This is a genomic window from Paenarthrobacter nitroguajacolicus, from assembly GCF_051027655.1.
Taxonomy (GTDB): Bacteria; Actinomycetota; Actinomycetes; order Actinomycetales; family Micrococcaceae; genus Arthrobacter; species Arthrobacter nitroguajacolicus.
Genome location: NZ_CP073234.1, coordinates 1,273,672 through 1,296,793, shown reverse-complemented (window position 1 = coordinate 1,296,793; position 23,122 = coordinate 1,273,672). Strand labels below are relative to the sequence as shown.

At 63.5% G+C, this 23,122-nt stretch carries 22 protein-coding genes; 11 read left to right on the top strand and 11 right to left on the bottom strand.

Features of this window, described 5'->3' with window-relative positions; translation table 11 throughout:
* Positions 1-47 precede the first annotated feature (47 nt).
* Positions 48-719 (bottom strand): phosphonatase-like hydrolase, encoded by a 672-nt coding sequence (locus KCX59_RS06495; RefSeq protein ID WP_179019300.1) that lies wholly within the window; start codon positions 717-719, stop codon positions 48-50.
* Complete coding sequence (locus KCX59_RS06490; RefSeq protein WP_179019302.1) at positions 716-1,483, bottom strand: GntR family transcriptional regulator; 768 nt, start codon at positions 1,481-1,483, stop codon at positions 716-718. Before KCX59_RS06490 ends, KCX59_RS06495 begins: the two co-directional genes overlap by 4 nt.
* A gap of 163 nt (positions 1,484-1,646) precedes the next feature.
* Between KCX59_RS06490 and KCX59_RS06485 the strand changes: the two genes are divergently transcribed.
* The 5 genes from KCX59_RS06485 (at position 1,647) to KCX59_RS06465 (ending at position 6,734) form a co-directional block, all read left to right on the top strand.
* Entirely contained in the window at positions 1,647-2,861 is a 1,215-nt protein-coding gene (locus KCX59_RS06485) for a TIGR03364 family FAD-dependent oxidoreductase (RefSeq protein WP_179019304.1), read from the top strand.
* 56 nt (positions 2,862-2,917) lie between these two features.
* A complete protein-coding gene (locus KCX59_RS06480) occupies positions 2,918-3,832 on the top strand; it encodes a phosphate/phosphite/phosphonate ABC transporter substrate-binding protein (protein ID WP_179019306.1) in 915 nt (304 codons plus the stop codon).
* Entirely contained in the window at positions 3,832-4,617 is a 786-nt protein-coding gene (locus KCX59_RS06475; protein ID WP_179019308.1) for a phosphonate ABC transporter ATP-binding protein, read from the top strand. Before KCX59_RS06480 ends, KCX59_RS06475 begins: the two co-directional genes overlap by 1 nt.
* On the top strand, positions 4,614-5,468 hold the full coding sequence (phnE, locus tag KCX59_RS06470) for a phosphonate ABC transporter, permease protein PhnE (RefSeq protein WP_179019310.1): 855 nt from the start codon (positions 4,614-4,616) through the stop codon (positions 5,466-5,468). Before KCX59_RS06475 ends, phnE begins: the two co-directional genes overlap by 4 nt.
* Positions 5,469-5,624: 156 nt before the next feature.
* A complete protein-coding gene (locus tag KCX59_RS06465) occupies positions 5,625-6,734 on the top strand; it encodes an FAD-dependent oxidoreductase (protein ID WP_179019312.1) in 1,110 nt (369 codons plus the stop codon).
* 63 nt (positions 6,735-6,797) lie between these two features.
* On the opposite strand, the gene KCX59_RS06460 is transcribed toward KCX59_RS06465, so the two are convergent.
* On the bottom strand, positions 6,798-9,017 hold the full coding sequence (locus KCX59_RS06460) for an NADP-dependent isocitrate dehydrogenase (protein ID WP_179019314.1): 2,220 nt from the start codon (positions 9,015-9,017) through the stop codon (positions 6,798-6,800).
* A gap of 249 nt (positions 9,018-9,266) precedes the next feature.
* Here KCX59_RS06460 and KCX59_RS06455 point away from each other — a divergent pair, with 249 nt between their 5' ends.
* Positions 9,267-10,373 (top strand): trypsin-like serine peptidase, encoded by a 1,107-nt coding sequence (locus KCX59_RS06455; RefSeq protein ID WP_179019316.1) that lies wholly within the window; start codon positions 9,267-9,269, stop codon positions 10,371-10,373.
* Between the two features lie 86 nt (positions 10,374-10,459).
* Here the strand turns inward: KCX59_RS06455 and purH are convergent, their stop codons facing one another.
* Complete coding sequence (gene purH / locus KCX59_RS06450) at positions 10,460-12,130, bottom strand: bifunctional phosphoribosylaminoimidazolecarboxamide formyltransferase/IMP cyclohydrolase (protein ID WP_178997758.1); 1,671 nt, start codon at positions 12,128-12,130, stop codon at positions 10,460-10,462.
* A 331-nt stretch (positions 12,131-12,461) separates the two neighbouring features.
* Positions 12,462-13,436, bottom strand: a complete 975-nt coding sequence (locus KCX59_RS06445; RefSeq protein ID WP_179019318.1) for an endonuclease domain-containing protein — start codon at positions 13,434-13,436, stop codon at positions 12,462-12,464.
* A 191-nt stretch (positions 13,437-13,627) separates the two neighbouring features.
* Between KCX59_RS06445 and KCX59_RS06440 the strand changes: the two genes are divergently transcribed.
* Genes KCX59_RS06440 through KCX59_RS06430 form a run of 3 tightly spaced genes read left to right on the top strand, consistent with a single transcriptional unit; the run spans position 13,628 to position 16,904 of the window.
* Complete coding sequence (locus KCX59_RS06440) at positions 13,628-14,575, top strand: N-acetylglucosamine kinase (protein WP_179019320.1); 948 nt, start codon at positions 13,628-13,630, stop codon at positions 14,573-14,575.
* Positions 14,550-15,500, top strand: a complete 951-nt coding sequence (murQ, locus tag KCX59_RS06435; protein ID WP_179019322.1) for an N-acetylmuramic acid 6-phosphate etherase — start codon at positions 14,550-14,552, stop codon at positions 15,498-15,500. Before KCX59_RS06440 ends, murQ begins: the two co-directional genes overlap by 26 nt.
* A gap of 51 nt (positions 15,501-15,551) precedes the next feature.
* The gene (locus tag KCX59_RS06430; protein ID WP_179019324.1) at positions 15,552-16,904 is read left to right on the top strand and encodes an MFS transporter; all 1,353 of its coding nucleotides are present in this window, start codon (positions 15,552-15,554) and stop codon (positions 16,902-16,904) included.
* Positions 16,905-16,961: 57 nt separating this feature from the next.
* Here the strand turns inward: KCX59_RS06430 and KCX59_RS06425 are convergent, their stop codons facing one another.
* Positions 16,962-17,597, bottom strand: coding sequence for an endonuclease domain-containing protein (locus KCX59_RS06425; protein ID WP_256871588.1), 636 nt, complete (start codon positions 17,595-17,597; stop codon positions 16,962-16,964).
* 437 nt (positions 17,598-18,034) lie between these two features.
* On the bottom strand, positions 18,035-18,604 hold the full coding sequence (gene purN, locus KCX59_RS06420; protein ID WP_179019327.1) for a phosphoribosylglycinamide formyltransferase: 570 nt from the start codon (positions 18,602-18,604) through the stop codon (positions 18,035-18,037).
* 11 nt (positions 18,605-18,615) lie between these two features.
* On the opposite strand from purN, the gene KCX59_RS06415 reads away from it, so the two are divergent.
* Positions 18,616-19,065, top strand: coding sequence for a hypothetical protein (locus KCX59_RS06415; RefSeq protein ID WP_091465976.1), 450 nt, complete (start codon positions 18,616-18,618; stop codon positions 19,063-19,065).
* Between the two features lie 25 nt (positions 19,066-19,090).
* Here the strand turns inward: KCX59_RS06415 and KCX59_RS06410 are convergent, their stop codons facing one another.
* From KCX59_RS06410 to KCX59_RS06395, 4 genes are all read right to left on the bottom strand, one after another.
* Positions 19,091-20,422: a cell division protein PerM gene (locus KCX59_RS06410; RefSeq protein WP_179019329.1), complete on the bottom strand. Its 1,332-nt coding sequence runs from the start codon at positions 20,420-20,422 to the stop codon at positions 19,091-19,093.
* Positions 20,423-20,880: 458 nt separating this feature from the next.
* Entirely contained in the window at positions 20,881-21,258 is a 378-nt protein-coding gene (locus KCX59_RS06405) for a hypothetical protein (RefSeq protein ID WP_179019331.1), read from the bottom strand.
* Positions 21,255-21,689, bottom strand: a complete 435-nt coding sequence (locus KCX59_RS06400; RefSeq protein WP_370629236.1) for a J domain-containing protein — start codon at positions 21,687-21,689, stop codon at positions 21,255-21,257. The genes KCX59_RS06405 and KCX59_RS06400 overlap by 4 nt, the downstream gene beginning before the upstream one ends.
* Before the next feature lie 226 nt (positions 21,690-21,915).
* Complete coding sequence (locus KCX59_RS06395) at positions 21,916-22,338, bottom strand: Hsp20/alpha crystallin family protein (RefSeq protein ID WP_179019335.1); 423 nt, start codon at positions 22,336-22,338, stop codon at positions 21,916-21,918.
* A 154-nt stretch (positions 22,339-22,492) separates the two neighbouring features.
* Here KCX59_RS06395 and KCX59_RS06390 point away from each other — a divergent pair, with 154 nt between their 5' ends.
* Positions 22,493-22,951 carry a MerR family transcriptional regulator gene (locus KCX59_RS06390; RefSeq protein WP_179019337.1) on the top strand — a complete coding sequence of 153 codons (459 nt, stop codon included), beginning with the start codon at positions 22,493-22,495 and terminating at the stop codon, positions 22,949-22,951.
* Positions 22,952-23,122 lie beyond the last annotated feature (171 nt).

The following is a 23,122-nucleotide window of genomic DNA, read 5'->3' as shown; positions in this document are numbered from 1 at the left end:
TGCCTGCGGGCCTGCCGCCAACCGGCCTGCCGCCAACCCGCGGTCCGCTACGACAGCAGCGCCGGGATGTCCTTCACGCCGTCCAGGATGTGGTGGTGCGGGTGCGCAGCCAAGGTGTCGCGGTCCAGCTTGCCGGTCAGGACACCCACGGCGGTGACGCCGGCGTTGATGGCAGCGGCGAGGTCGTTCACGGTATCGCCGGCAGCGATCACGGCGCGGACATCCTGCACGCCGGCCAGCTCCATAGCCCGGTGAATCATGTGCGGTGCCGGACGGCCGGCGGCTACTTCGTCGGAGCATACGACGGCGTCCAACAGGTTATCGTCGTCGACGCTCCAACCCAACCGCTCCAGGAGAGGCTCGGCCACGTCGCGCGAGAAGCCGGTTGTCAGGGCCACCTTGATGCCCTGGCGGCGGAGAGCGCGGAACGCGTCTTCCACGCCTTCGAGCGCAACCGGCGGGTTGGCGTCGTAGAACTCGACGAGCAATTCCTTGAAGCGCTTGAAAGCGGCAGCCACTACTTCCGGCGTGGCCACTCCTCCCCCGGCTTCAATCAGCGCCGTGATGGCCTCAACTTTGTCGGCGCCCATCCACTCCTGCACAGCTTCGGGCGTGGTGGTCACGCCGGTTTCTTCAACGCAGCGGGCCAGCGCTACGTAGACGTCGCCGTGTTCGTCGATGGTGGTTCCGGCCATATCGCAGGCAACTAGGTTGATCATGGGGTGGCTCCTTCGGTGTGGATGCGGACCAGGGCGGCCCGGCGTTCCACGGTGTTGTCGATGGTGAAGTTTGTGAGTGCCGGCAGGTATCGGTCTTCGGAGTATTCGAGGGGCTGTCCGTCGGAGGAACGGGTGATGCGGCGTTCGCGCAGGAGCGGAATACCTTCGGGTTGCTCCAAAAGTTCGGCGTCCTCGTCACTGGCGGCGACGGCGTCGATGGTGTGGCGGGCGCTGTGCAGGTCTACGCCTTGTTCCTTGAGGAACGCAAAAATGGACCCGGAATCGGTATCGAAGTCGAACAGTTTCCGGCCCACATCCAGAATGAACGTGGTGCGCTCGATCATGGCCGGAGCGTCATCCAGGTAGCGGACGCGCAGGACCTCCACCACGGTGGTCCCGGACATCAAACCAAGTGCCTCCGCCGCTTCCGGGCTGGCTTCGCGCCTGGCCACTTCAAGGGTTCGTTGGCCGGGCTTTTTTCCGATCCCGCTGGCCCATTCAGTGAAAGAGTTGAACGTGGAAAAGGACTGCGACGGCACAGACGAGCGAACCATGGGAGGCCGGCCTCGGCCGCCGGTCACTGCTCCTTCCGAACGAAGGAATGCGAGCGCTTGACGGATGGGTCCACGCGACGTTCCGAACTCGCGGCACAGCTCCGCCTCGCTGGGTAGCTGGAAGCCCGGCGGCCAGTCGCCGTCAGTGATCCGGCGCATGAATTCCTCGCTGAGACGGACGTGGAGGGGTGCGTTCTGCTGTGTGCTCACAAGTTGATAATACAAGTCCGGTCCAATAAAAACACCGGTTTTGAGAGGCTTTAGATGAATTTGATGTGAACTCAAGTGAACAGAAGTTAAAATCAGGTTAACTTGTATATACAAGTGCCGATCTGGCTTGATTCCCCTTCAATCAGCCGCCAGTCTCAATGGTGTGAACAACCCAAGCACCTCCCCCGCACGTTTCAACAGCAGAGCGAGCCAGGCCACCGACGTCGTCATTGTTGGTGCTGGAATTGTGGGACTGGCCCACGCCGCTCACGCTGTCGCCAACGGCCTGACCGTCACTATCATCGAGCGCGACCATCATGCGGCCGGCGCTTCTGTACGCAACTTCGGCCACTGCTGCATCACGGCCCAAGCCGGCGAACTGTATGAACTTGCGCAGACCTCGCGGAAGTACTGGCTCGAGTTTTCAGAGCGCGCCGGGTTCTGGGCGGCCGAGGCCGGCGCCATGGTTCTCGCCCGCACCGAAGCTGAGATGAACGTCCTCCGCGAACTCTCCGCCGTGCGGGAGCCGGGACAGGTAGAACTGCTCTCCCCTGCGGAGACGCGGGCCCGCCTGGGCTCGTCAGCTTCCGTGGCAGAAGAACCGCACGACGACGGCGGTACTTCAGGCGGAAAATGGCCCGGCCTGGTGGGCGGCGCCTTCCTCCGGGACGACCTCCGAGTAGATCCCCGTACAACAGTCGCAAAGTTGGCCGAGTGGTTAAGCCAGCAACCCGGCGTCGAACTTCATTGGAACACGGCCGCGCTGGACTTCAACCAGAGTTCTGAGGGCGTGACTGTCCAGACGTCGCGCGGCGAGCTCCGCGCGAAGCAGGTCTTTGTCTGTGTTGGCCACGACGTCGATTACCTGTTTCCGGACCTTGCCGAGGAACACCGGATCCAGCGGTGCGCCTTGCAGATGTCGCTGGCGGCCAAGCCTGCCGGCGTCGAGTTCGCGCCAGCGGTTCTCACTGCGACATCGATGCTCCGGTACCCGGCTTTCACGGACATGCCCGCTGCTGCAGCCCTGCACTCCGAAGTACTTGAGAAGCAGCCGGAACTGCTGGAGATCGGCGCCAACGTCATGTTCACCCAACGCCCCGACGGCACCATCATCCTGGGCGACTCACACCACTACCACCGCACGGCCGATCCGTTCCTGGACGAATCCGTGACCGACACACTCAACTCTGAAATCACCGGCCGGATCGGCGAACCACTGGAGATCATCCAGCGCTGGCAGGGCATCTATGCGTCCTCCGAGGTGGCACCGATCCTGGTCCGCGAGGTCCAGCCCGGCGTCACCGTGGTGTCTGTGACCTCCGGCGTCGGCATGACGCTGTCCTTCGGCCTGGCGCACCGCAACGTTTCCCGCCTGTAGTGATTCATCTTTGATATCCGTTCTCCCCTCTCAATCCCCTTCGCATAAGGATCCCCATGAAAACCACGCTCCTCACCGGTTCCGCGCTTGCCCTCGCCACCGTTCTGGCGCTCACTGCCTGCGGCGGCTCGGCACAGTCCTCCCCCGAAGCCACCAAGGCCACCTGCCCCAACGGCGAGATCAAGTTCGGCATCGAACCCTACGAGGACCCCGCCAAGTTGAAGCCGGCCTACGATGTCCTGGCGGCCGCCCTGTCCAAGAAGCTTGAATGCCCGGTCAGCGTCCAGGTGGTTGAAGATTATGCGGCCGAGGTCCTGGCCATGCGCAACGGCAAGCTGGACCTGGGCCAGTTCGGTCCCCTGGGCTACGTGTTCGCGGACGCCAAGGCCGGCGCCGAGCCGCTGGTTTCCTTTGGCACTGCCGAGAAGGAACTCAGCACCTACACCGCGGGGATCTGGGTTCCCAAGGACAGCCCCATCCAGGCCATTGGTGACCTGAGGGGCAAGTCCCTCGCCCTGGGCAGCGTCGGCTCAACCTCGGGCGACGTACTGCCCCGTTTCGGCCTCCGTGAAGCCGGAATCGCCGATGCCGACATCAAGATGGACTACACCGGCGGTCATCCTGAAGCACTGCTGGCGCTCACCAACGGAAAAGTGGACGCAGCCCAGATCAACTCCCAGACGCTGGCCACAGCCATCGCCGCAGGCACGTTCACTGCGGACAACTTCCGCCAGGTGTGGACGTCGAACCCCATCCCCAATGACCCCATCACCGTCCGCGGTGACGCCGATCCTGCGTTCAAGGCCGCCGTGAAGGACGCGTTCCTGAGCCTTGATCCCGCCGATGTAGCCAAAGTAGGCGAGTTCCTGGACGTCACCCCTCCGGGCCCGTTGCTTGAGGTCACCAAGGATAACTACAAGCCCTTGTTTGAGCTCGCCGAGACCATGGGCCTCACCGAGAAGGATCTGTAATGCTCCTTTCTGTCCAGGGTTTGCGTAAGTCCTTCAACGGGCGGACCGTCCTGGAGGGTGTCGACTTCTCAGTTGCAGCCGGTGAGCTGGTGGCCTTCCTGGGCGCCAACGGCTCCGGCAAGTCCACCACGCTGCGCTGCGTCATGGGCATCACTTCCCCGGATTCCGGCAGCATCAGCATTTCCGGGACCGCGCTGGATTCCCTGCAGGGCCGTGAGTTGCAGCAGGCGCGCCAGCGGATGGCCATGATCTTCCAGAAGATCCATTTGGTCCCCCGCCGTACCGCCTTGGATAACGTCTGCGCCGGCGCCCTGTCGCGGATCCCCACTGTCCGGTCACTCAGTCCGTTGCTGTTCCCGGCCGACGTTCAGCAGGAAGCCCTCGACTGCCTGGACCGGGTTGGCCTGGCCGACCGTGCTTTCGACCGTGTCGGCCGTTTGTCCGGCGGACAGCAGCAGCGCGTCGCCGTAGCCCGGGCACTGTGCCAGCGGGCCGACGTCGTACTCGCCGACGAGCCCGTGTCCGCCCTGGATCCGCACGCCGCCGAGCAGGTCATGGCGCTGCTGCGTGAACTCGCGCATTCCGAAGGGCTGGCCGTGGCCGCCGTGCTGCACCAACCCGATCTCGCACTGCGGTACGCGGACAGGTCCATCGGCCTGCTCCGGGGCTCCATGACCTTAGACCTCCCCTCCACCGAGATCACGGCGGAGCACCTCGACACCTTGTACGCCCCGGACAGGATCGTTTCAGACACGATCGTTTCAGACAGGACCCAGGCAGCATGACGCCCCACACCTTGACCCCGGCAGTGCCGCGCCGGGACTCCCCAAGCAAAACCCGAGTGGCACTGGTCCGCCCGAAGAAGCCGCTGCGGTGGATCACGACGGCGGCAGTGGCGGCCGTCGTCGTCGGACTTCACGCCGTGGCCATCGAGGGGACAGACTTCAAACCCGAGCTTTTAATGGATGGCTGGAAAGGCATGGCTGCGTTCATCGGCGACGCCTTCCCGCCGGACCTCAGCTGGGAAAAGACCCTCCGGCCCGGGTTGGAAGCCACGCTGGTGACCCTCTGGATCGGGCTCTTGGGAACCACGTTGTCGGTGCCGTTCGCTCTGTTGCTCGCTGCGCTGGCTGCGGAGAACACCAGCCCGCACCGGCTCGTTTACCAAGCTGCCCGAGCCATCCTGTCCTTCTTCCGGGCTGTGCCGGACATCGTGTTCGCACTGATCTTCGTCACCGCCGTCGGGCTTGGTCCGTTCGCGGGCGTGCTCGCACTGATCTGCCACAACACCGGTGTTATGGGAAAGCTGTGGGCGGAGTCCATGGAGGAAATCGACGCCGGCCCCCAGGAAGCACTCCGGACCGCAGGAGCCAACCGGATCCAGCAGGTAGCCAACGCAACGCTGCCCATGGTGGTTCCGCAGTTCGTGGGCCTGCTGCTTTACCGCTTCGACGTCAACGTGCGGTCCTCGCTGGTCCTTGGCCTGGTGGGCGCCGGCGGCATCGGCCTGCTGATCAACCAGTCCATCAAGTCATTCCAGTTCGACTCCATGCTCACGCACATTCTCATTGTGCTGGTGCTGATCATCGTGGTGGACCAGTTCTCCGCGTGGATCCGCAGGCGCCTGGCCGCCTAACGCCCGTAGCCGACCCAACTGAGCAACAGCAAACGCTCCAATGAGCCCTCATAGCGACGATTGCTGTCACTCAGTTGGGTGAGTGGGGGCAGAATGGGAGGTGTCCCTCTTTCGGGGGTCATGTTTTTCAAGAGGGCCACGGTGGATGGAGCAGGCATGCAGGTTGACGTTGTAGTTGTTGGCGGAGGAGCCATGGGATCGGCGGCCGCCTGGCAACTGGCCCGGGCGGGTCGCTCAGTGGTCCTGTTGGAGCAATTTGAGGCCGGCCACCACATCGGCGCTTCGCACGGCGCCACACGCAACTTCAACACCGCCTACGCCGAGGCCGATTATCTGGACCTCCTCGCCGAGTCCAAGATCCTGTGGGACGAGCTGGCAGCCGAGCACGGGGCACCGCTTCTGGACATGGTGGGCCTCGTGAACCACGGAAACGTCCCCCGCCTGCACGAGGTCCGGGAAGCCCACGAGGCCCGGGGCATCGAAAGCTACTTCATCTCCCCCGACGAAGCCGCTAACCGATGGCTCGGGATGAACTTCGCCACCGATGTCCTCTTCGTGCCGGGCTCGGGCCGGATCCGTGCGGCTGACGCCCTGACGGCACTACGGAAATCAGCTGAAGCCCACGGTGCCGTTTTCAAATACTCGACGCCGGTCAAGGACATCCGTGTCACGGGCGGCGAATCAGCGGTGGTGGTAACGGAGGAAACGGAGTACACGGCCAGCCGCGTGGTGGTCACCGCCGGTGCTTGGACTCCGAAACTCATCGGCAAGCTCACGGATCTTCCGCCCTTGGTGGTGACCCAGGAGCAGCCGGCCCACTTCACGCCCAGGGATAACACGCTGGTGTGGCCGAGCTTCAACCACAGCCCGGACCCCGACCCGAACAACGAAGCCTACGAGTACTGGTACAGCCCCGTCTACGGGATGCTCACCCCCGGCGAAGGCGTCAAGGCGGGCTGGCACGGAGTCGGCCCGGTCATGGATCCGGACGAGCGCACGTTCGAGCCCATCCCCCACCAGATGGAAGCTTTGGTGCGGTACGCAGAAGAGTGGCTTCCCGGCGTCGACCCTTCCACCGCGGTTCCCATCAGCTGCACCTACACCACCACGCCCAACGAGGACTTTGTCCTGGACCATTTCGGTCCGCTGGTGGTGGGCGCTGGTTTCTCGGGTCACGGTTTCAAGTTCACGCCCGCCATTGGCCGGGTGCTGAAAGACATCGTCGACGGCGGTGTGGCACCTGAGCGGTTCCACGCGGAACGCTGAATCCTCGCTTAAAAGCAACTGGCCCGCAGGCAATGCCTGCGGGCCAGTTGCGTTATGCCAGGACTACTTCAGGGTCGCGAGGACCTTGTTGAACGTAGCCGACGGGCGCATGATCTCAGCGGCCTTGGCAGCGTCCGGACGGTAGTAACCGCCAAGGTCGACGCCGGGACCCTGGACTGCGGCAAGCTCGCCGACGATTGCCTCTTCGTTGGAGGTCAGGGCTTCGGCGATTGCCGCGAAGTCCTTGGCCAACTCGGCATCCTCGGTCTGCTTGGCCAGTTCCTGGGCCCAGTACGTGGCCAGGTAGAAGTGGCTTCCGCGGTTGTCCAGCTCGCCGACGCTGCGGCGCGGGGACTTGTTCTCCAGCAGGAACGTACCCGTGGCGCGGTCCAGCGTGTCAGCCAGGACCTGTGCGCGGGCGTTACCCGTGGTGGTGGCAAGGTGCTCGAAGCTCACGGCCAGGGCGAGGAACTCGCCGAGGCTGTCCCAGCGGAGGTGGTTTTCCTTGACCAGCTGCTGGACGTGCTTGGGAGCGGAGCCACCGGCACCGGTCTCGAACAGGCCGCCACCGTTGATCAGCGGAACGATCGAGAGCATCTTGGCGCTGGTGCCGAGCTCGAGGATCGGGAACAGGTCCGTGAGGTAATCGCGGAGGACGTTACCCGTGACGGAGATGGTGTCCTCGCCCTTGCGGATGCGCTCCAGGGTGAAGGCCGTGGCCTCAACGGGGGAAAGGATCTTGATTTCCAGGCCCTTGGTGTCGTGTTCCTTGAGGTACTCGTTGACCTTGGCGATGAGGTTGGCGTCGTGTGCGCGGGTCTCGTCCAGCCAGAACACAGCCGGGGTCTGGGAAGCGCGGGCACGGGTGACGCCCAGCTTGACCCAGTCGCGGACCGGGACGTCCTTGGTCTGGCATGCGCGCCAGATGTCACCGGGGAAGACCTGGTGCTCGGTGAGGACGTTGCCCTTGCTGTCCACGAGCTGGACGGTGCCCGCTGCCTGGATCTCGAAGGTCTTGTCGTGGCTGCCGTATTCTTCGGCTGCCTGCGCCATGAGGCCAACGTTGGGGACAGTGCCCATGGTAGTGGGATCGAACGCACCGTTGGTGCGGCAGTCGTCCAGCACAACCTGGTAGATCCCGGCGTAGGAGCTGTCCGGGATAACAGCCAGGGTGTCGGCTTCCTTGCCGTCCGGGCCCCACATGTGGCCGGAGGAACGGATCATGGCAGGCATGGAGGCGTCAACGATGATGTCCGACGGGACGTGCAGGCTGGTGATGCCCTTGTCAGAATCGACCATGGCCAGCGCCGGGCCGTCTTCGAGGCCCTTGGTGATGGCCGCCTTGACGCCTTCACGGACGTCCTCGGGCAGGTCTTCCAAGCCGCTGAGGATGGCTGCGAGGCCGTTGTTGGGGCTGATGCCTGCGGCCGCGAGCTGCTTGCCATAGGTGTCGAACAGCTCGGAGAAGTAAGCCTTGACCACGTGGCCGAAAATGATGGGGTCCGAGACCTTCATCATGGTGGCCTTCAGGTGTGCGGAGAAGAGGATGCCCTCTTCCTTGGCCCGGGCAACCTGTGCCTTGAGGAACTCGTCCAGGGCGTCGGCGCGGAGGACGGTAGCGTCCACGACTTCGCCGGCCAGGACAGGGAAGTCCTTCTTCAGGACCTTGGTGGTGCCGTCTTCGCGCACCAGCTGGATGGTCAGGGAATCGTCAGCCTTCAGGACAACGGACTTCTCGTTGGAGCGGAAGTCGTTCTCGCCCATGGTGGCAACGTTGGTCTTGGACTCAGCAGTCCAGGCACCCATGGAGTGCGGGTTCTGGCGGGCGTAGTTCTTCACCGACAGGGGTGCGCGGCGATCCGAGTTGCCCTCACGCAGCACCGGGTTCACAGCGGAGCCCTTGATCTTGTCGTAGCGCGAGCGGATGTCCGTCTCGGTGTCCGAGGAGGGGTTGTCCGGGTAGTCCGGGAGGGCGTAGCCCTGGGCCTGGAGCTCGGCGATGGCAGCCTTGAGCTGCGGCACGGAGGCGCTGATGTTGGGCAGCTTGATGATGTTGGCTTCCGGCTGCTTTGCCAGTTCACCAAGCTCAGCAAGTGCGTTGCCCGTGCGCTGTTCTTCTGTCAGGAAATCACCGAAGACGGCGATGATGCGGCCGGCCAGCGAAATATCGCGGGTCTCCACCTCTACCCCTGCGGTCGAGGCATACGCTTCAACGATCGGCAGGAATGAGTAAGTTGCCAGCATCGGCGCTTCGTCTGTGTGGGTATAGATAATCTTGGCCATTGGCGGGGTTCTCCCTGAAAGTCTGCAGATTTCAACATCTCTAACTTACCCGAGTAGACCGTTTTGACGGCCCTTCGTGTCCGGGATCACTCTCTCCGTTACCGCTCACAACAGGGACCAACGCCCGACGGCGGCCCGGCCGCCGCAGCTGCCCGCCGTCGTCGAACGCTGCTTCTGCCTTCGGAATCCGGGCGCGCAAGCATGGCCCACCTAGCCTCAACTGGAAGTGACAGCAAATTATCACAAACTATGAAACATCTCTTTACAAACTTGTCATACGTTCGATACCTTCAATTCCGTCAGTCGGCGGTCGCCATCACTGACCGCCTCACTCCCTCGATAGGTAGGAACAACGTGACAAAATCCAAGACCCTGGCCACAAGCCTGCTGAGTCTGTCCGCTGCCGCAATCCTGGCGCTGGTTGGAACCACCAGCGCAAATGCGGCTCCGGTAAACACCACAGACTCCAGCGGCGCTGCGGTCAGCAGCCATGTAGTGTCGGACGCCGGCGCTGCAGACTACTGGACGCCGGAACGCATGAAGAATGCCAAGTCCGGCGAAATCCTTGCCGCCAAAGCACTGGAACGCGGCAAGCTCCTCAACCTCGGCAAAGCCCCGGTCACTGAAGCCCCGGGCGCCCCCAGCAGCATCGCAGGCCAGCAGGCAGCACCCGATTCCAAGACCATCGACCGCAAAGTGAACCAGAGCGAGACGCCGGTCAAGCACATCGGCAAGATCTTCTTCACCCTGGGCGGCTCCAACTACGTCTGCTCAGGCAACTCCGTCACCGCAACCAACAAGAGCACCGTGTCCACCGCCGGGCACTGCCTCAACGAAGGCCCGGGCGCCTACGCCACCAACTTCGTCTTCGTTCCCGCCTACCTCAACGGTGCTGCACCCTACGGGAAGTGGACGGCAAAGGCGCTGTACGCCCCCACGCAGTGGGCTTCCAACGGCAACATGCAGTACGACACCGCGTTCGCCGTCATGAACACCCTCAACGGCCAGCGCCTCGCCGACGTCGTAGGTTCCTCCGGCGTCCAGTTCAACGCAGCCCGCGGCCTGAGCTACAAGGCCTTCGGCTACCCGGCAGGCTCGCCCTTCAACGGTGAATCGCTCAAGAGCTGCTCCGGCAAGGCCACCAACGATCCCTACAACCCGCAGTTCAACAGCCAGGGAATCCCCTGCAACATGACCGGTGGATCCTCGGGCGGCCCGTGGTTCATCGGCACCAGCTCCACCGGCTACCAGAACTCCGTGAACAGCTACGGATACGGCAGCAACTCCAGCACCATGTACGGCCCGTACTGGGGCACCGTCATCCAGTCCACCTACACCACCGCGGCGGCTTCGTAACCGTTGTAGCAAGTCCCTGTTAAACACGACGGCGGCCGTCCCCTACCGGGGGCGGCCGCCGTTGCGTTGGGTTTGGCTATGAACTTCTAGTGGAAGAAGTGGCGTGCGCCCGTGAAGTACATCGTGATGCCGGCGGCGTTGGCCGCGGCGATGACTTCCTCGTCGCGGACGGATCCGCCCGGCTGGACGACGGCGCGGACACCGGCGTCGATCAGGATCTGCAGCCCATCAGCGAACGGGAAGAACGCGTCCGAGGATGCAACGGCACCGCGCGCGCGCTCAGGTGCGTCGCCACCGCTGGTGTTGGACGCACCGCCGGCACCTTCGACGTCGGACTCCACCGTCACGCCCAGCGTGTTGGCGCGCTCGACGGCCAGGCGGCAGGAGTCCAGGCGGTTGACCTGGCCCATGCCGATGCCCACGGCTGCACCGTGGTTGGCGATCAGGATGGCGTTGGACTTCGCAGCGCGGCAGGCAGTCCAGGCGAAGGCGAGGTCCGCGAGCGTTGCTTCGTCGGCGGCTTCGCCGGCAGCGAGGGTCCAGTTGGCGGGGTTGTCGCCGTCGGCGTCTACCTTGTCGCTCATCTGGACCAGGACGCCACCGGAAACCTGGCGCATCTCGGAGGGGTAGCGGCCGTAGCCCTCGGGCAGGGCGAGGAGGCGGATGTTCTTCTTCTTGGAGAGGATCTCCACGGCTTCGGGCTCGAAGTCCGGGGCAATGACAACCTCGGTGAAGATGTCGGCAACCGTGCGGGCCATGCCGGCCGTGACCGTGCGGTTCGCAGCGATGACGCCACCGAAAGCGGAGACGGGGTCGCAGGCGTGGGCCTTGGCGTGGGCGTCGGCGATCGGGTCCGCAGCGTCGGCGGAACCAACAGCGACACCACACGGGTTGGCGTGCTTGATGATCGCGACAGCGGGCTCAGCGAAGTCGAAGGCAGCGCGGAGGGCAGCATCGGCGTCGACGAAGTTGTTGTAGCTCATGGCCTTGCCGTGCAACTGGTCAGCCTGGGCGATGCCGGCCGGAGCAGCCTTGTCCACGTAGAGCGCGGCCTGCTGGTGCGGGTTTTCGCCGTAGCGGAGGACCTCGGAGCGTTCCAAGGACAGGCCTGCGTAGGCGGGCCAGTCGATGATGCCGTCGCCGTCTTCGTCCAGGAACTGGCTGGCAGTCCACGTCGCAACAGCGGTGTCGTAGCTGGCCGTGTGCGCGAAGGCCTTGGCAGCCAGGCGGCGACGGGTGTTCAGGTCGAAACCCCCGTGTGCTGCGGCGTCGACTACTGCGCCGTAGAAGTTCGGGTCCGTGACAATGGCGACGGCGGCGTGGTTCTTCGCGGCCGAACGCACCATCGCGGGGCCTCCGATGTCGATCTGCTCAACGACGTCATCCTGCGCTGCGCCGGACTTCACGGTCTCGACGAACGGGTAAAGGTTCACCACAACGAGGTCGAAGGTCTCGATCTCCATGCCCGCGAGGGTGTCCATGTGCGCCGGGACGCGACGGTCAGCCAGGATGCCGCCGTGCACGCGCGGGTGCAGGGTCTTGACGCGGCCATCCAGCATTTCCGGGGAGCCGGTGACTTCTTCGACTTCCTTGACCGGGATGCCTGCGGCGGCGATCTTCTTGGCGGTGGAGCCGGTGGAAACAATGGCGACGCCCGCTGCATGCAGGCCCTTCGCGAGCTCCTCCAGTCCCGTCTTGTCGTAAACCGAGATCAGTGCACGGCGGATGGGAACACGGTCAAGCTGCGTCAAGCTCACAAAAGTCTCCGTCTTAGTTCGCGTAGATGTCGCGGGTGGTTTAGCGGGTGGTGGGGATAGGGAGAGTTTATCGTGTTTCGTGGTTGGTCCCGTTTTGCGTCTTGGCACCCCCTGCGTTGCGAGGCCCGCTCTGCACCCATAGCAAGCCCAATACCCTGCACATCAGGCCCCACAAACCCACCCCCTCCGTTGCGGGGCCCACTCAGCACCCATAGCAAGCCCAATACCCTGCACACCAGGCCCCACAAACCCACCCCCTCCGTTGCGAGGCCCGCTCTGCACCCAAAACCAGCCCCATACCCTGCACACCAGGCCCCACAAACCCACCCCCTTACGACGCCGGCCCGCGCCACCCGCGCGACACCAACGCATCGCGCACCTTACGTTCGGCGTTTGCCCATCCGCCTTTCATCTGAACATCCGAGAACTTCAGCACGATCCACCCCATTGCTCGAAGCCGATCGTCGCGTTCGATGTCCTTACCCCACTGCACTGGGTCGGATCGATGATGATCCCCCTCATACTCCATGGCAATTTTGTATTCCTTGTATTGGAGGTCCGGCGTGGATACGTACCTGCCTTGTTCATCGAAGACGGGCTGCGTGACCGCTGGCTCCGGCAGCCCGGCGTCGACGATTTTCAACCGCAGCCGGGATTCCTGAGGAGAGTCCACCCCGACGCGCAGCAACGGCAGTATCTCCCGGGCCATCCTGATTCCCTTGACCTTCGGCCGCCGGTCAATGACTTCCTGGATTGCCTCGATCGAAGACAGCGGATTCTCCCGAGCCAACAGAAAGTCGCCGGCCGCCACGAGCGAAGACCGCCCCATGTGCCGGGCCAAATCCATCCAGGTCCACTCGGGCGACGTCAGTTGCACCCCGTTCACTGCACGAACGTCTCGGGCCAGCAACGGAGCTCGATGCCCGACCACGCCGCGACGTTTGACCCGCCCGATCTCGTGTCGTCGCGTCACGTGAATAACGCCGTTGTTGCCCTCCTCCTCGAGATATATCGGAAGAGGGATCGACCAGAGGAGCGCAGCGGTCACATGGCTGACCGCACAACGGGGAGTGACGGCCGTGTGCAGCCGTGCAAGTAGCGCCACGTTGGGGCTATCGCTCCGGTCAAGCCGGATTCCCCGGCTGGGCGTGATGAGGCCTGCCGATTGAAGCCTCCCGCGTGGCACGCCCGCCGCGTAGGCGTCGCTGACAAGGAAGCCTTCCGGGTTGATCTCCGACGGCAAAGGCATAGGTTTCCGCATTGGACCATGCTTGCCGGAAACGGCCAGCAGCGTTGCGTTATCCACAGATTTGGCCCCTGAAGGACGCTACGACTATTCCTCCACAGAACTTGCGAGGCCCGCTCTGCACGCAAAGCACACCCAATACCCAGCAGAACTGGCCTCACAACGCAGGGTCCAGGCGTTGCGAGGCCCGCTCTGCGCCCCATTTCCCGGGTTTACCGCGCAGAGCAGGCCCCGCAACATAGGGTTGATCCATGGAAGCCACCGAGGTCGTTCTTGTTGCCGATGTAGGGAAGAGCCGTTGCCGCGTGGAGTTGCGCAGCGGCACGGAGTTGCTGGGCGCCGCCGACCAGCATGGCTTCCCCGGGGTTCACGTGGACAACGGGCCCGCCCTCGCGTTCGAGCTCCTCCTTGAAACCGTGAGCCTGCTGCCACCCGGGCTTCCCCTCAGCGCGATCACCAGCGTTGGCGCCGCAGTTGCCGGCGTCGAAGCGTCCGCGGAGAAGTCCCAGGAACTGGCCACCATGTTGTCCCGAAGGTTCTCGGTTCCTGCAGCGGTCCTCTCAGATGCGACGGCCGCCCAAATCGGAGCTCTCCAAGGCTCCCCCGGCACTACGCTCATCGTGGGCACGGGTGCCGTGGCCTTCCGCTTCGACGAAGCCGGCGTCCTGCACCGGGCCGACGGCTGGGGGCCCTATCTGGGTGATCGTGGCAGCGGACGATGGATTGGCCAGCAGGGTCTTCAGGCAGTTCTTGAAGCGCACGACGGCGGCCCGGCTACGTCGTTGTCAGCTGCAGCCGGCGCTCTGGTGGAGTCACCGGACATGCTCCCGGGGTGGCTCGCCGCCAACGAGAACCCCTACCGGGCGATGGCCCGTTTCGCGCCACTGGTTCTGCACGCAGCGGAGGCGGGTGACGCCGTCGCACATGGCATTATCGGTGAGGCTTGCCGCATCCTGACCCGTACCGTGGGGCTCGCATCCGGCGGCGACAACGGCAGCACAGCCCGTGTGGCGTTGCTGGGCGGAGTGGTGGGTTCGGACTTCTTCGCGGCGCTCTTGCGGAAGTCCCTCGCTTCGGCTGGGATTGAGGTGGTTGCACCGCTGGGCGATGGTTTGGACGGTGCTGCCCTCGCTGCGACGCGCCGCGGGCTCATCCAGGAAAGGTACATCCACCGTGACGGAACAAACTGGCCCGACTAACGCCGACAAACTTGCGGGCCTGCGTGCGGAACTGGCCGGATTGCAGACCGAGGCCACGGCCGAGGGTTTGGAGAACCTGGACATCCTAGGCACCCAGGAACTGGTTGCGGCGATGCTTGCGCACAGTGCAGGAGTACACGCTGCTGTTGAGGCTGCGAGTCCCGCCATTGTTCAAACCGTCGACGCCGTTGCGGAGCGGCTTCAGCGCGGTGGCCGTCTTTTGTATGTGGGAGCCGGAACGGCCGGACGACTGGGTGTGCTCGACGCGAGCGAATGTCCGCCGACGTTCGGCACTCCGCCTGGACTCGTCGTCGGACTTATTGCGGGCGGAGTGCAGGCGATCCAGAAACCGGTTGAGTATGCCGAGGACAACGCGACTGCCGGTGCGCACGACCTGCACGACATCAACGTGACCGAAGCCGACGCCGTCGTGGGTATTACGGCCTCGGGCCGGACGCCCTACGTGATCGGCGCGCTGGAAGAAGCGCGGAAGCGGGGCGCGTTTACGGCGTCGCTGGCGTGCAACAAGGGCTCGGCCGTTAGCCACCTGGCGGATGCCGCGATCGAGGTTGTTGTGGGTCCGGAGTTCATCGCGGGCTCCACCAGGCTGAACTCGGGCACGGCTCAGAAACTCGTCCTCAACATGATCAGCACGTTGGTGATGGTGAAGCTGGGCAAGACCTACGGGAACCTCATGGTGGATCTGCGGGCCACGAACGAGAAGCTGCTTGCCCGCTCGCAAAGGACGGTCCAGCACGCCACCGGCGTGTCCGCCCGGGAAGCCGCCGCAGCTCTGGACTCCGTTGGCGGTTCCGTGAAGGCAGCCATTTTGGTCCTCCTGACGGGCATCGAGGCTGGTCAGGCCAAGGGCGCATTGGAAGAAGCCGGCGGTTTCCTGCGGAGGGCCATCGAGAACCAGAAGTAACGCGGTCGGCGGTGTTAGCCCAAGCGCATAAAGTTGCATGCAGGAGGGCAAATGAATACATACACAGCCGTGCCCAGCGGCGAACAAGTTGTGCAGGAACTGCCATGGCGGTGGAAGGTCCAAGGACGGATTTTCCTGATCGGCGGGCTCGGATTCATGTTCGACGCCTGGGATGTCACGCTCAACGGCATCCTGATTCCGCTGCTGTCCAAGCACTGGTCGCTGCAACCGGCTGACGCCGCGTGGATCGGCACTGCCAACTTGATCGGCATGGCTGTGGGTGCGTTCGCGTGGGGCACCATCGCGGACACCATCGGCCGTAAAAAGGCGTTCACTGCCACCCTCCTCATTTTCAGCATCTTCACAGTTCTGGGTGCGTTCTCCCCTGACATCGTGTGGTTCTGCGTCTTCCGCTTCATGGCTGGCTTCGGCTTGGGCGGCTGCATTCCTGTGGACTATGCCCTGGTGGGTGAGTTCACGCCCCGGAAGCAAAGGGGCAAGGTGCTCACGGCCATGGATGGTTGGTGGCCGATCGGCGCTGCGCTCTGCGGTTTCGTCTCGGCGGGGCTGGTTGCGGCCTTTGGCGACTGGCGGCTCACCATGCTGATTATGGTGCTGCCGGCGCTGCTCGTTTTCTGGGTTCGGCGTTCGGTTCCCGAGTCGCCGTTGTTCCTGATTCGGGCGGGCCGACGTGCTGAGGCGGCTGCGGTGATTGATGGTTTGGTTGAAGCAACCGGTGCAGAGCCGCGCGCTTACAGCCTGCCCGAACCACAGGCCGCGCCGCGTCTCTCCCCCGGCAGCGCGTGGACGCAGCTCCGGCGGATTTGGCAGTTCAACTGGAAAATAACGACGGCGGCCTGGGCTTTGTTCTTCAGCGTCCTGTTGGTTTACTACTTGTCGCTGACGTGGATGCCCCGGATTCTCATCGGCGCCGGATTCGAGGAATACAAGGCGTTCGTCACCACGGCGAGCATGGCCGCCGTCGGACTTTTGGGCGTCATTGTTGCAGCGCTGCTGGTGGAGCGCGTGGGCCGCAAGTGGATCCTCGCCATCACTGGTCCGTTGTCCGCGCTGACGCTGGTGATCGTCGCGATCGTGGTGGATGTGCCGTCGGCCGCTGTGTTCTGGCTCCTGGTGTTCGGCTTCGTGGTGCAGGTGGCCATTCCTGTGCTCTATGCGTATGTATCCGAGCTGTACCCGACCGAGCTCCGCGGCTCGGGCTTCGGCTGGGCTTCGACGTTCTCGCGCATCGGTGCGGGCTTCGGCCCCTTGGTGTTTGCCTCGTTCTTCTGGCCGGAGTTCGGCTTGGCGCAGTCGTTCGCGATGGCTGGTGGCCTGGTGCTGCTGTCCGTTCTGTGGATGGCGTTCTTCGCTCCGGAGACAAAGCAGCGCGAACTCTCCTAACCCAACTGAGTCGCAGTTCAGGCCGTTTTGGAGCCTCAAAACGGCCTGAACTGCGACCTACTTGGGTGCCCAGCCACGTTGTTCGAGCACCCTGCGGACCTTGGCCACGGCGGACCTCGCGTCATTGCGCATGTGACGCTTTGAGATTCGCACCAAGATCCAACCTGCGCGGCTGAAGTCCTCTTCGCGGGCAATGTCGCGGACAATCTGCTCCGGATCCGAGTGCCCCTCACCTTCGTACTCCACCGCCACACGCCACTCGCGGTAAGCAAGATCCGATTGACGTACGACGCCGGCACTCAACTCAGTGGGCACATTGACTTCCGCTGTGGGCATCCCGGCCCACTTGAGCGCGAGCCTCAATCGCGTTTCGGGGGCGGAGTCGGCACCTACGCAGGCCTGTTCCAAAGCGAGGCGGGCCTTGCGGATTCCCGGTGTCCCCCAGTGGCGGTCGAGCATTTCCTCCAGGTCATCCATGGTGCAGTAGGGGGCACTGCGTCCCTCGAATTCCGGCCTTGGAATGCGAAGCAAATGATCGGCCACGACGGTGATCTCGTCAATGTCCATCTTCCGCGCGCAGTCCAGCCATGTTCGGGGTCTGCTGGTGATGTACAAGCCGTTGATCGTCGTGATCTCATCGTCGAAGAACTGTCCCCGATGGCCAACCACACCTCGTCGACGAGGGATCGCCATGGCGTGAGGGCGCGAGATGTGTATGCCTGGCTCATGGCTATTAGGCAGAAACCCGGGAAAATCCCACAAGAGGAACGCCGTCGCGTGTGAGGCTGCCGAAAATGGTGTGACCAGAGTTAGTGGTCGGACGCTGTCAGAGAGAGTCACATCATCGACCTCGCGAGGCGTTCGAATTCCTCTGGTCGGCGAGTCCAGACTCCCGTGCTTCAACCGCCGTCGGGAGACGCCGGCGTCGAGCGCTTGCTGCAGCGTAAACGGCATTGATGACAAGGTTTCCGGTAAAGGGCGAGGGATCTTCATGCCCCATGCTGACAAAATCCGGCGCCCGCCGCGGCGTTATCCACAGGCCCCTACAGCAACGGCCGAAGTAGGTCGCAGATCAGGCCGTTTTGAGCCCTCAAAACGGCCCGAAGTGCTACTTAGTTGGGTGCGGTCCGCTACTTAGGGGCGGCGGCGAGGTCCGCCAGGGTCTGGACCAGCAGGCGGCGCTCCACTACCTTGATGCGCTCGTGCAGGGATTCTTCGGAGTCCTCGGGCAGGATGGCAACGGCTTCCTGCGCGATGATGGGGCCGGTGTCCACGCCGGCGTCGGCCCAATGCACTGTGCAGCCCGTGACTTTGACGCCGTATGCGATGGCGTCGCGCACTCCGTGGGCGCCCGGGAACGATGGCAGCAGCGCGGGGTGGGTGTTGACGTACTTGCCGCCGAAAGCGTCGATGAAGTCGGCGCTCACGATCCTCATGAAACCGGAGGAAACCACCACATCCGGCTTGTAGGACAGGACTTTGTCGCGCAAGGCTGAATCCCATTCGGCGCGGGTTTCAAACGAGTTGAAGTTGACCACGAACGTCTCAATACCAGCCTCGTCGGAGCGCTCTACGCCGTACGTATCGGGCCGGTCGGCGCCCACAGCCGCGATCTCGACGTCCAGTTCACCCGACTTCACGGCGTCGATGACAGCCTGGAGATTTGAACCGGTACCGGAGACGAGGACAACAATGCGCATTGCACTAGCTTATGGGCGGCTCGCGTAGGCTGGAAAACATGAATCCCGACGTCGGTTCCAAGCCGAGCCAACAACCCCGCTCCGAGGCCGAAAAGTCCGCCCTCGGCGTGAGCCAGAACCTCTTCCGTGCTTTCCTTTTGGCGGCTTTGGGCGCGTTCTTCGTGTTCTCACTGAACGTGAACTACGTGTGGTTGAGCGCCATCCTCACGCTCGCAGCGTTGGTGTTGGGCATCGTAGTCCTGGTGCGGACGTTGAAGCACAAGCACCCAAAACTGATGCTGTTCGGGACGATTTCGGGCCTGGTTGTCACGGCCGTCATGTGCTTGCTGATCCTGACATCCGTGCTCTTCTTCAACCAGGTCAGCACGTACCAGGACTGCTCACGCACGGCGCTGACGGAATCCGCCAAGACGCAGTGCCTGACACAGCTGGAGGACTCGATGCCGGGGCCGCTGCGCTAGCCCAGGGTTGCTTGAGCGAACCCGCTCAGGCGTGTTCGTCGTCGTAAGCGACTTCGTCGAGGTTGGCCTCGCGCAGCTTCTGGCGGCGTTCCAGCCACGGCCCCACGGCGTAGCCAATCACGACGCCGATGCCCACTTCGGCGGCCAGCCAGACTGCCGTCCACATCGGGTGGGGTCCGATTTCCGTGAGCCGTCCAATTCCTGCTGAACCTCGTGCGATCCATGCCAAGGCCCCGCCGAGAAGCCCTGCAACGATGCCTATGAACGCGCCCAGGAACAGGGTGGAGGCGGTAGCCGTGAACCAGCGGGCTTTGATCTTGATGGAAAGCCACTCGTCGAAATGGTTCTCGCCTTCACGCAGGAACCACCAACCCGCCAGGATGCCGGCGACGACGGGAAGCGCCAGGGCCATGGCACCGGCGTCGAGCTGTCCCGCGGGAAGTGCCCCAAGAACCGGAACCGCCGGAAGCGGTCCGACGGCGGTACCCAGCGGACCCGCTGTTGAACCGACGCCGAGTGAGAAGCCTGCACCGGTGGACCAGGACAGGGCGAAAATGACGAGGTTTGGCAGGAAGCCGAGCTGCGCGATGGTGAGCACGGCACCACCCATGGCGCCCGCCTGCAGACCTTCGTAGACGGCAATGATGTCCGTCCAATGCCACACGATGGTCACAGCCAGCAACAGCGCGGCCAAACAAACGGAGGACATCGCCGCTACGAAGCCTGCCTTCAACGCCGAGCCCACATATGAGCCGGCCCAGCGGGAATGCTGACTGGTTTTGGCAAGCCAGGCGACGGCGTCGACGCCGATCAGTCGGCTCCACGAGCCCGCTTCGCGTCGGGCGCCCACGATCATGCCGAGGCCGAAGGAGATCAGCGGGATGGTCATGGCGAACCACAGGTTAATGACGACTTCGGGGGTGCGGCACACGAATCCCGTGGCCGTCCCGAATGCTGCGTACACCACGAACGCGCCAAGGAACGCCTGCCACAGTTGGTCGGTGTACGACGCCCGGGCGAGTCGACGGCCGGCACGCCAAGCGAGCAGGAACGGAATGAGTGTCAGGCCAAGCGGGATGAGGGACAGTAATCCCGAACCGGGTTGGGCAGCAGTACCGAGGTTGACGTGGGCCAGCTCCAGCGGGACGCCGTGGATCAGCAGCCATGCTTGGCCGGCCAGGCGCGCCAAGGCGTCCACGTTCCGGTTCTGGAATCCGTCGGTAGCCCACACTCCCACCAGCGGAAGAATCACGACAATGGCTGAAATGAACGCTGCCTGAGCCGCTTCCAAACCACCCTGTAGCCAAAGGGGCATCGGGAGGCCACGGTTTCCGGTCTGATCAGCGCGCAGTTTCATCGTGATCTATCGTGCCACGGTAGGCAGCACTCCCCCGGCAGGCACCCCTGAAATACAGGGAATTCCAGCGCTTTTTGCCATGGGCCGCCGTAAAATTGGAGGTGTTCTCCCGGGACGGAGCCCTCAACGACCTCCTCAGCTCCGGCCCGCCCTGCGCAGACTTTGAAAGGCCCGGAAACAATCGAAGCCGGGAACTAGGAGCGGCCAATGGATAGGTGTCATAACTCATAACAGAAAGTCGTACTAGCAGCTGGTGCAGCCGCCTTGGGATTCTTTCAAGAGGCTGCACCAGCCTTCTTTTTGGTTATCCCCGTGCCGCCCAATCCGACCTGCGCCACGTATATTCGCTGCCGGTGCTCACATCCAGGTGGCGCGGGTGGTCATCGACGGCCCTCAGGAATTTGGGTGTCAGGAATGGTCGACGGCGGGCGTTAACTACGTGCCGACCCCGCCGGCCATCAAAGCTGGGGCCCGTAGATGAACTCCTTGGCATGGTTGACGGCCTTCTTGAAGGCGTCATTGCGGAGAGTCACCTGCTCCCCGCTGGCTCCCCCGCTCGGTTCCATGAACGTCGTTGGCCCTGGGCGGAGCATCCAAATATCCCCGGCCGGCGGGAGGTAAAAGACGCCGAAGGAGCGGTGCTCGGGGTCGTCGGTCCAGATCGGGACCACGGCGACGGCAGCCCCGGTGTCCGGATTGATCCATTGAGCACGTGGCATGGGTTGTTCGTGGACTTCGGGGTCCAGGAACGGGGCCGTCCCTCTCCCCCAGCGTTTCTCGAACCGCTCGTAGAACGCTGGAATGATGTGACCGTCGTACGGACGCCAAGCACTCATGGATTACTCCTCGGTGATCTCATACTGCGGGGTGAAGGTTCCCAGCGGGGTGGCCCAAACGCGAGCGGCGACTGGTCCCTTTCGCGGCCGGCAGACTCTCGTCCCGGGGAAGGTTCGCGTCGATGGAACCGGACCTTCACAGGCGTACCGCCCGTACCGCCCGTACCGCCCGATCTGCCCTTACCGTCAGGACTCAGCCGCGCACTGTCGTATGCCGCCCGCTTCCCTGGGTCCGACAAAACGACGTACGCCTGCATGATGGCGTGCAGTTCCTGGAGGTCGGCCGCGGAGGTGGTGTCGCCGTCGTCGACCTTTTGGCGCGTGTCCGGGTGATGGGTCCGGATCAGCGTGCGGTAGGCGCGGCTGATCTCGCGGGCCGTCGCGTCCGGCGACAGGTGAAGAGCGGCGTAGTGGTCAGGTTGGGTGCTCACTGCTGGTTCCGGTTCCTGCTGCGGATTTGGAGACGGCCCCCGGCTGAACCGGGGGCCATCAATCGGGAGACGACGGGCGGGGGTCGCTTTCATGTGCGCTAAGAAACGCTGTGACGTGGCGCGAGGCCTGCGCCCTACTATTCCGATGCGGCCGCCTCCGTTGTTCCCGGCTGGCGCCCTGCCGGTTGGCCACCCCCGGGTGAGCCTTCCGGTAGGGCGGAAGGGATTAGGCGTTGATTTCCTGCCTCTGCCCCGTGGACTGGATCTCGATGCGCCGCGGCTTTGCTTTCTCGGCGACGGGGATGCGGAGTGTGAGCACCCCGGCGTCGTAGCTGGCCTGGACGCCGTCGGTATCCAGGGTGTCGCCGAGGATGAGTTGCCGGCTGAAGACGCCCTGTGGGCGCTCGGCGGCGATCATTTCGGTGTTCTCTCCCGCGGGCGACTTGCGTTCGGCCTTGACCGTGAGCACGTTGCGTTCGACGTCCAGGTCAACTGAATCAGGGCTTACGCCGGGCAGATCGAAGGCAACAACAAATTGTCCGTCCTCCTGCCATGCATCCATCGGCATACCGGCCGGGCGTGCTGTTGTGCCAAAAACCTGTTGGGCGAGCCTGTCGAATTCGCGGAACGGGTCAGTGCGCATCAGCATGTGGTTCTCACTCCTTTGGATCTTGATGCTGATTCTGTTGTAGGTACCAGCCTGCTCAGTCCTACTTGATCTGTATTGGCTGGTATAGATTTTTTATAGCACCGATGAGAGAGTTGATGCAAGTAGTTTTCGGGAAGATTTTTGGAGGTCTTTGATGGCAGCTTCGGATGTTGAGACTGCCGCTGAAGAGTACGACGGCGGCCTGGCTCCTTCTGGTGCGGACGGCACCTCGGGTGAGGGTTCGGCTAACGACCGCGACGCGCGCGGGGTCTACGCGATCTCGGTGGCAGCTGAGCTCGTTGGTACAGGGCAGCAGAACATCAGGCAGTACGAGCGCAAAGGCCTGCTCACCCCGGAAAGGACCGACGGCGGCACTCGCCGATACAGCGAAAGCGACCTTGCGACGCTACGCAGGATCGGGGTGTTGTTGGACGAAGGGCTGAACCTGGCCGGCGTGAAACTGGTGCTGGAGTTGGAAGCGGAGAACCGGGGGCTAACGGAGGACAACCGGGGGTTGGCTGACGATAATCGGGGGCTGCGGGCGGATAACCGTGGGTTGCGGAAGGATCTTAGAAGGGCGCGGGGTGGGGTTGAGAATTCCCCCGAGTTGTAATCACAGACGAATCCCAATTTCTTTGAGACACGGAAAAGCGCGGCTCGATGCCTACTTAACCCTGTCGAATATCACGCTCGTGAAGCGCTATGGAATGGGCAATGCTTGTCGGCGAAAAGTAACAAAGAAGGGTTTAGAACCTACTTGGCCATTTCTGTCGGAGGCCACGGA

Bases quoted from the DNA above. Each gene is read 5' to 3' on its own strand.
- phnE (WP_179019310.1), top strand. From the start codon at position 4,614: ATGACGCCCCACACCTTGACCCCGGCAGTGCCGCGCCGGGACTCCCCA.
- purN (WP_179019327.1), bottom strand. From the start codon at position 18,604: ATGCGCATTGTTGTCCTCGTCTCCGGTACCGGTTCAAATCTCCAGGCT.
- KCX59_RS06415 (WP_091465976.1), top strand. From the start codon at position 18,616: ATGGGCGGCTCGCGTAGGCTGGAAAACATGAATCCCGACGTCGGTTCC.
- KCX59_RS06425 (WP_256871588.1), bottom strand. From the start codon at position 17,597: ATGGCGATCCCTCGTCGACGAGGTGTGGTTGGCCATCGGGGACAGTTC.
- KCX59_RS06460 (WP_179019314.1), bottom strand. From the start codon at position 9,017: ATGGCCAAGATTATCTATACCCACACAGACGAAGCGCCGATGCTGGCA.
- KCX59_RS06395 (WP_179019335.1), bottom strand. From the start codon at position 22,338: ATGCTGATGCGCACTGACCCGTTCCGCGAATTCGACAGGCTCGCCCAA.
- KCX59_RS06410 (WP_179019329.1), bottom strand. From the start codon at position 20,422: ATGAAACTGCGCGCTGATCAGACCGGAAACCGTGGCCTCCCGATGCCC.
- KCX59_RS06480 (WP_179019306.1), top strand. From the start codon at position 2,918: ATGAAAACCACGCTCCTCACCGGTTCCGCGCTTGCCCTCGCCACCGTT.
- KCX59_RS06465 (WP_179019312.1), top strand. From the start codon at position 5,625: ATGCAGGTTGACGTTGTAGTTGTTGGCGGAGGAGCCATGGGATCGGCG.
- KCX59_RS06405 (WP_179019331.1), bottom strand. From the start codon at position 21,258: ATGAGTGCTTGGCGTCCGTACGACGGTCACATCATTCCAGCGTTCTAC.
- KCX59_RS06455 (WP_179019316.1), top strand. From the start codon at position 9,267: ATGAAACATCTCTTTACAAACTTGTCATACGTTCGATACCTTCAATTC.
- KCX59_RS06440 (WP_179019320.1), top strand. From the start codon at position 13,628: ATGGAAGCCACCGAGGTCGTTCTTGTTGCCGATGTAGGGAAGAGCCGT.
- KCX59_RS06390 (WP_179019337.1), top strand. From the start codon at position 22,493: ATGGCAGCTTCGGATGTTGAGACTGCCGCTGAAGAGTACGACGGCGGC.
- KCX59_RS06495 (WP_179019300.1), bottom strand. From the start codon at position 719: ATGATCAACCTAGTTGCCTGCGATATGGCCGGAACCACCATCGACGAA.
- KCX59_RS06430 (WP_179019324.1), top strand. From the start codon at position 15,552: ATGAATACATACACAGCCGTGCCCAGCGGCGAACAAGTTGTGCAGGAA.
- KCX59_RS06475 (WP_179019308.1), top strand. From the start codon at position 3,832: ATGCTCCTTTCTGTCCAGGGTTTGCGTAAGTCCTTCAACGGGCGGACC.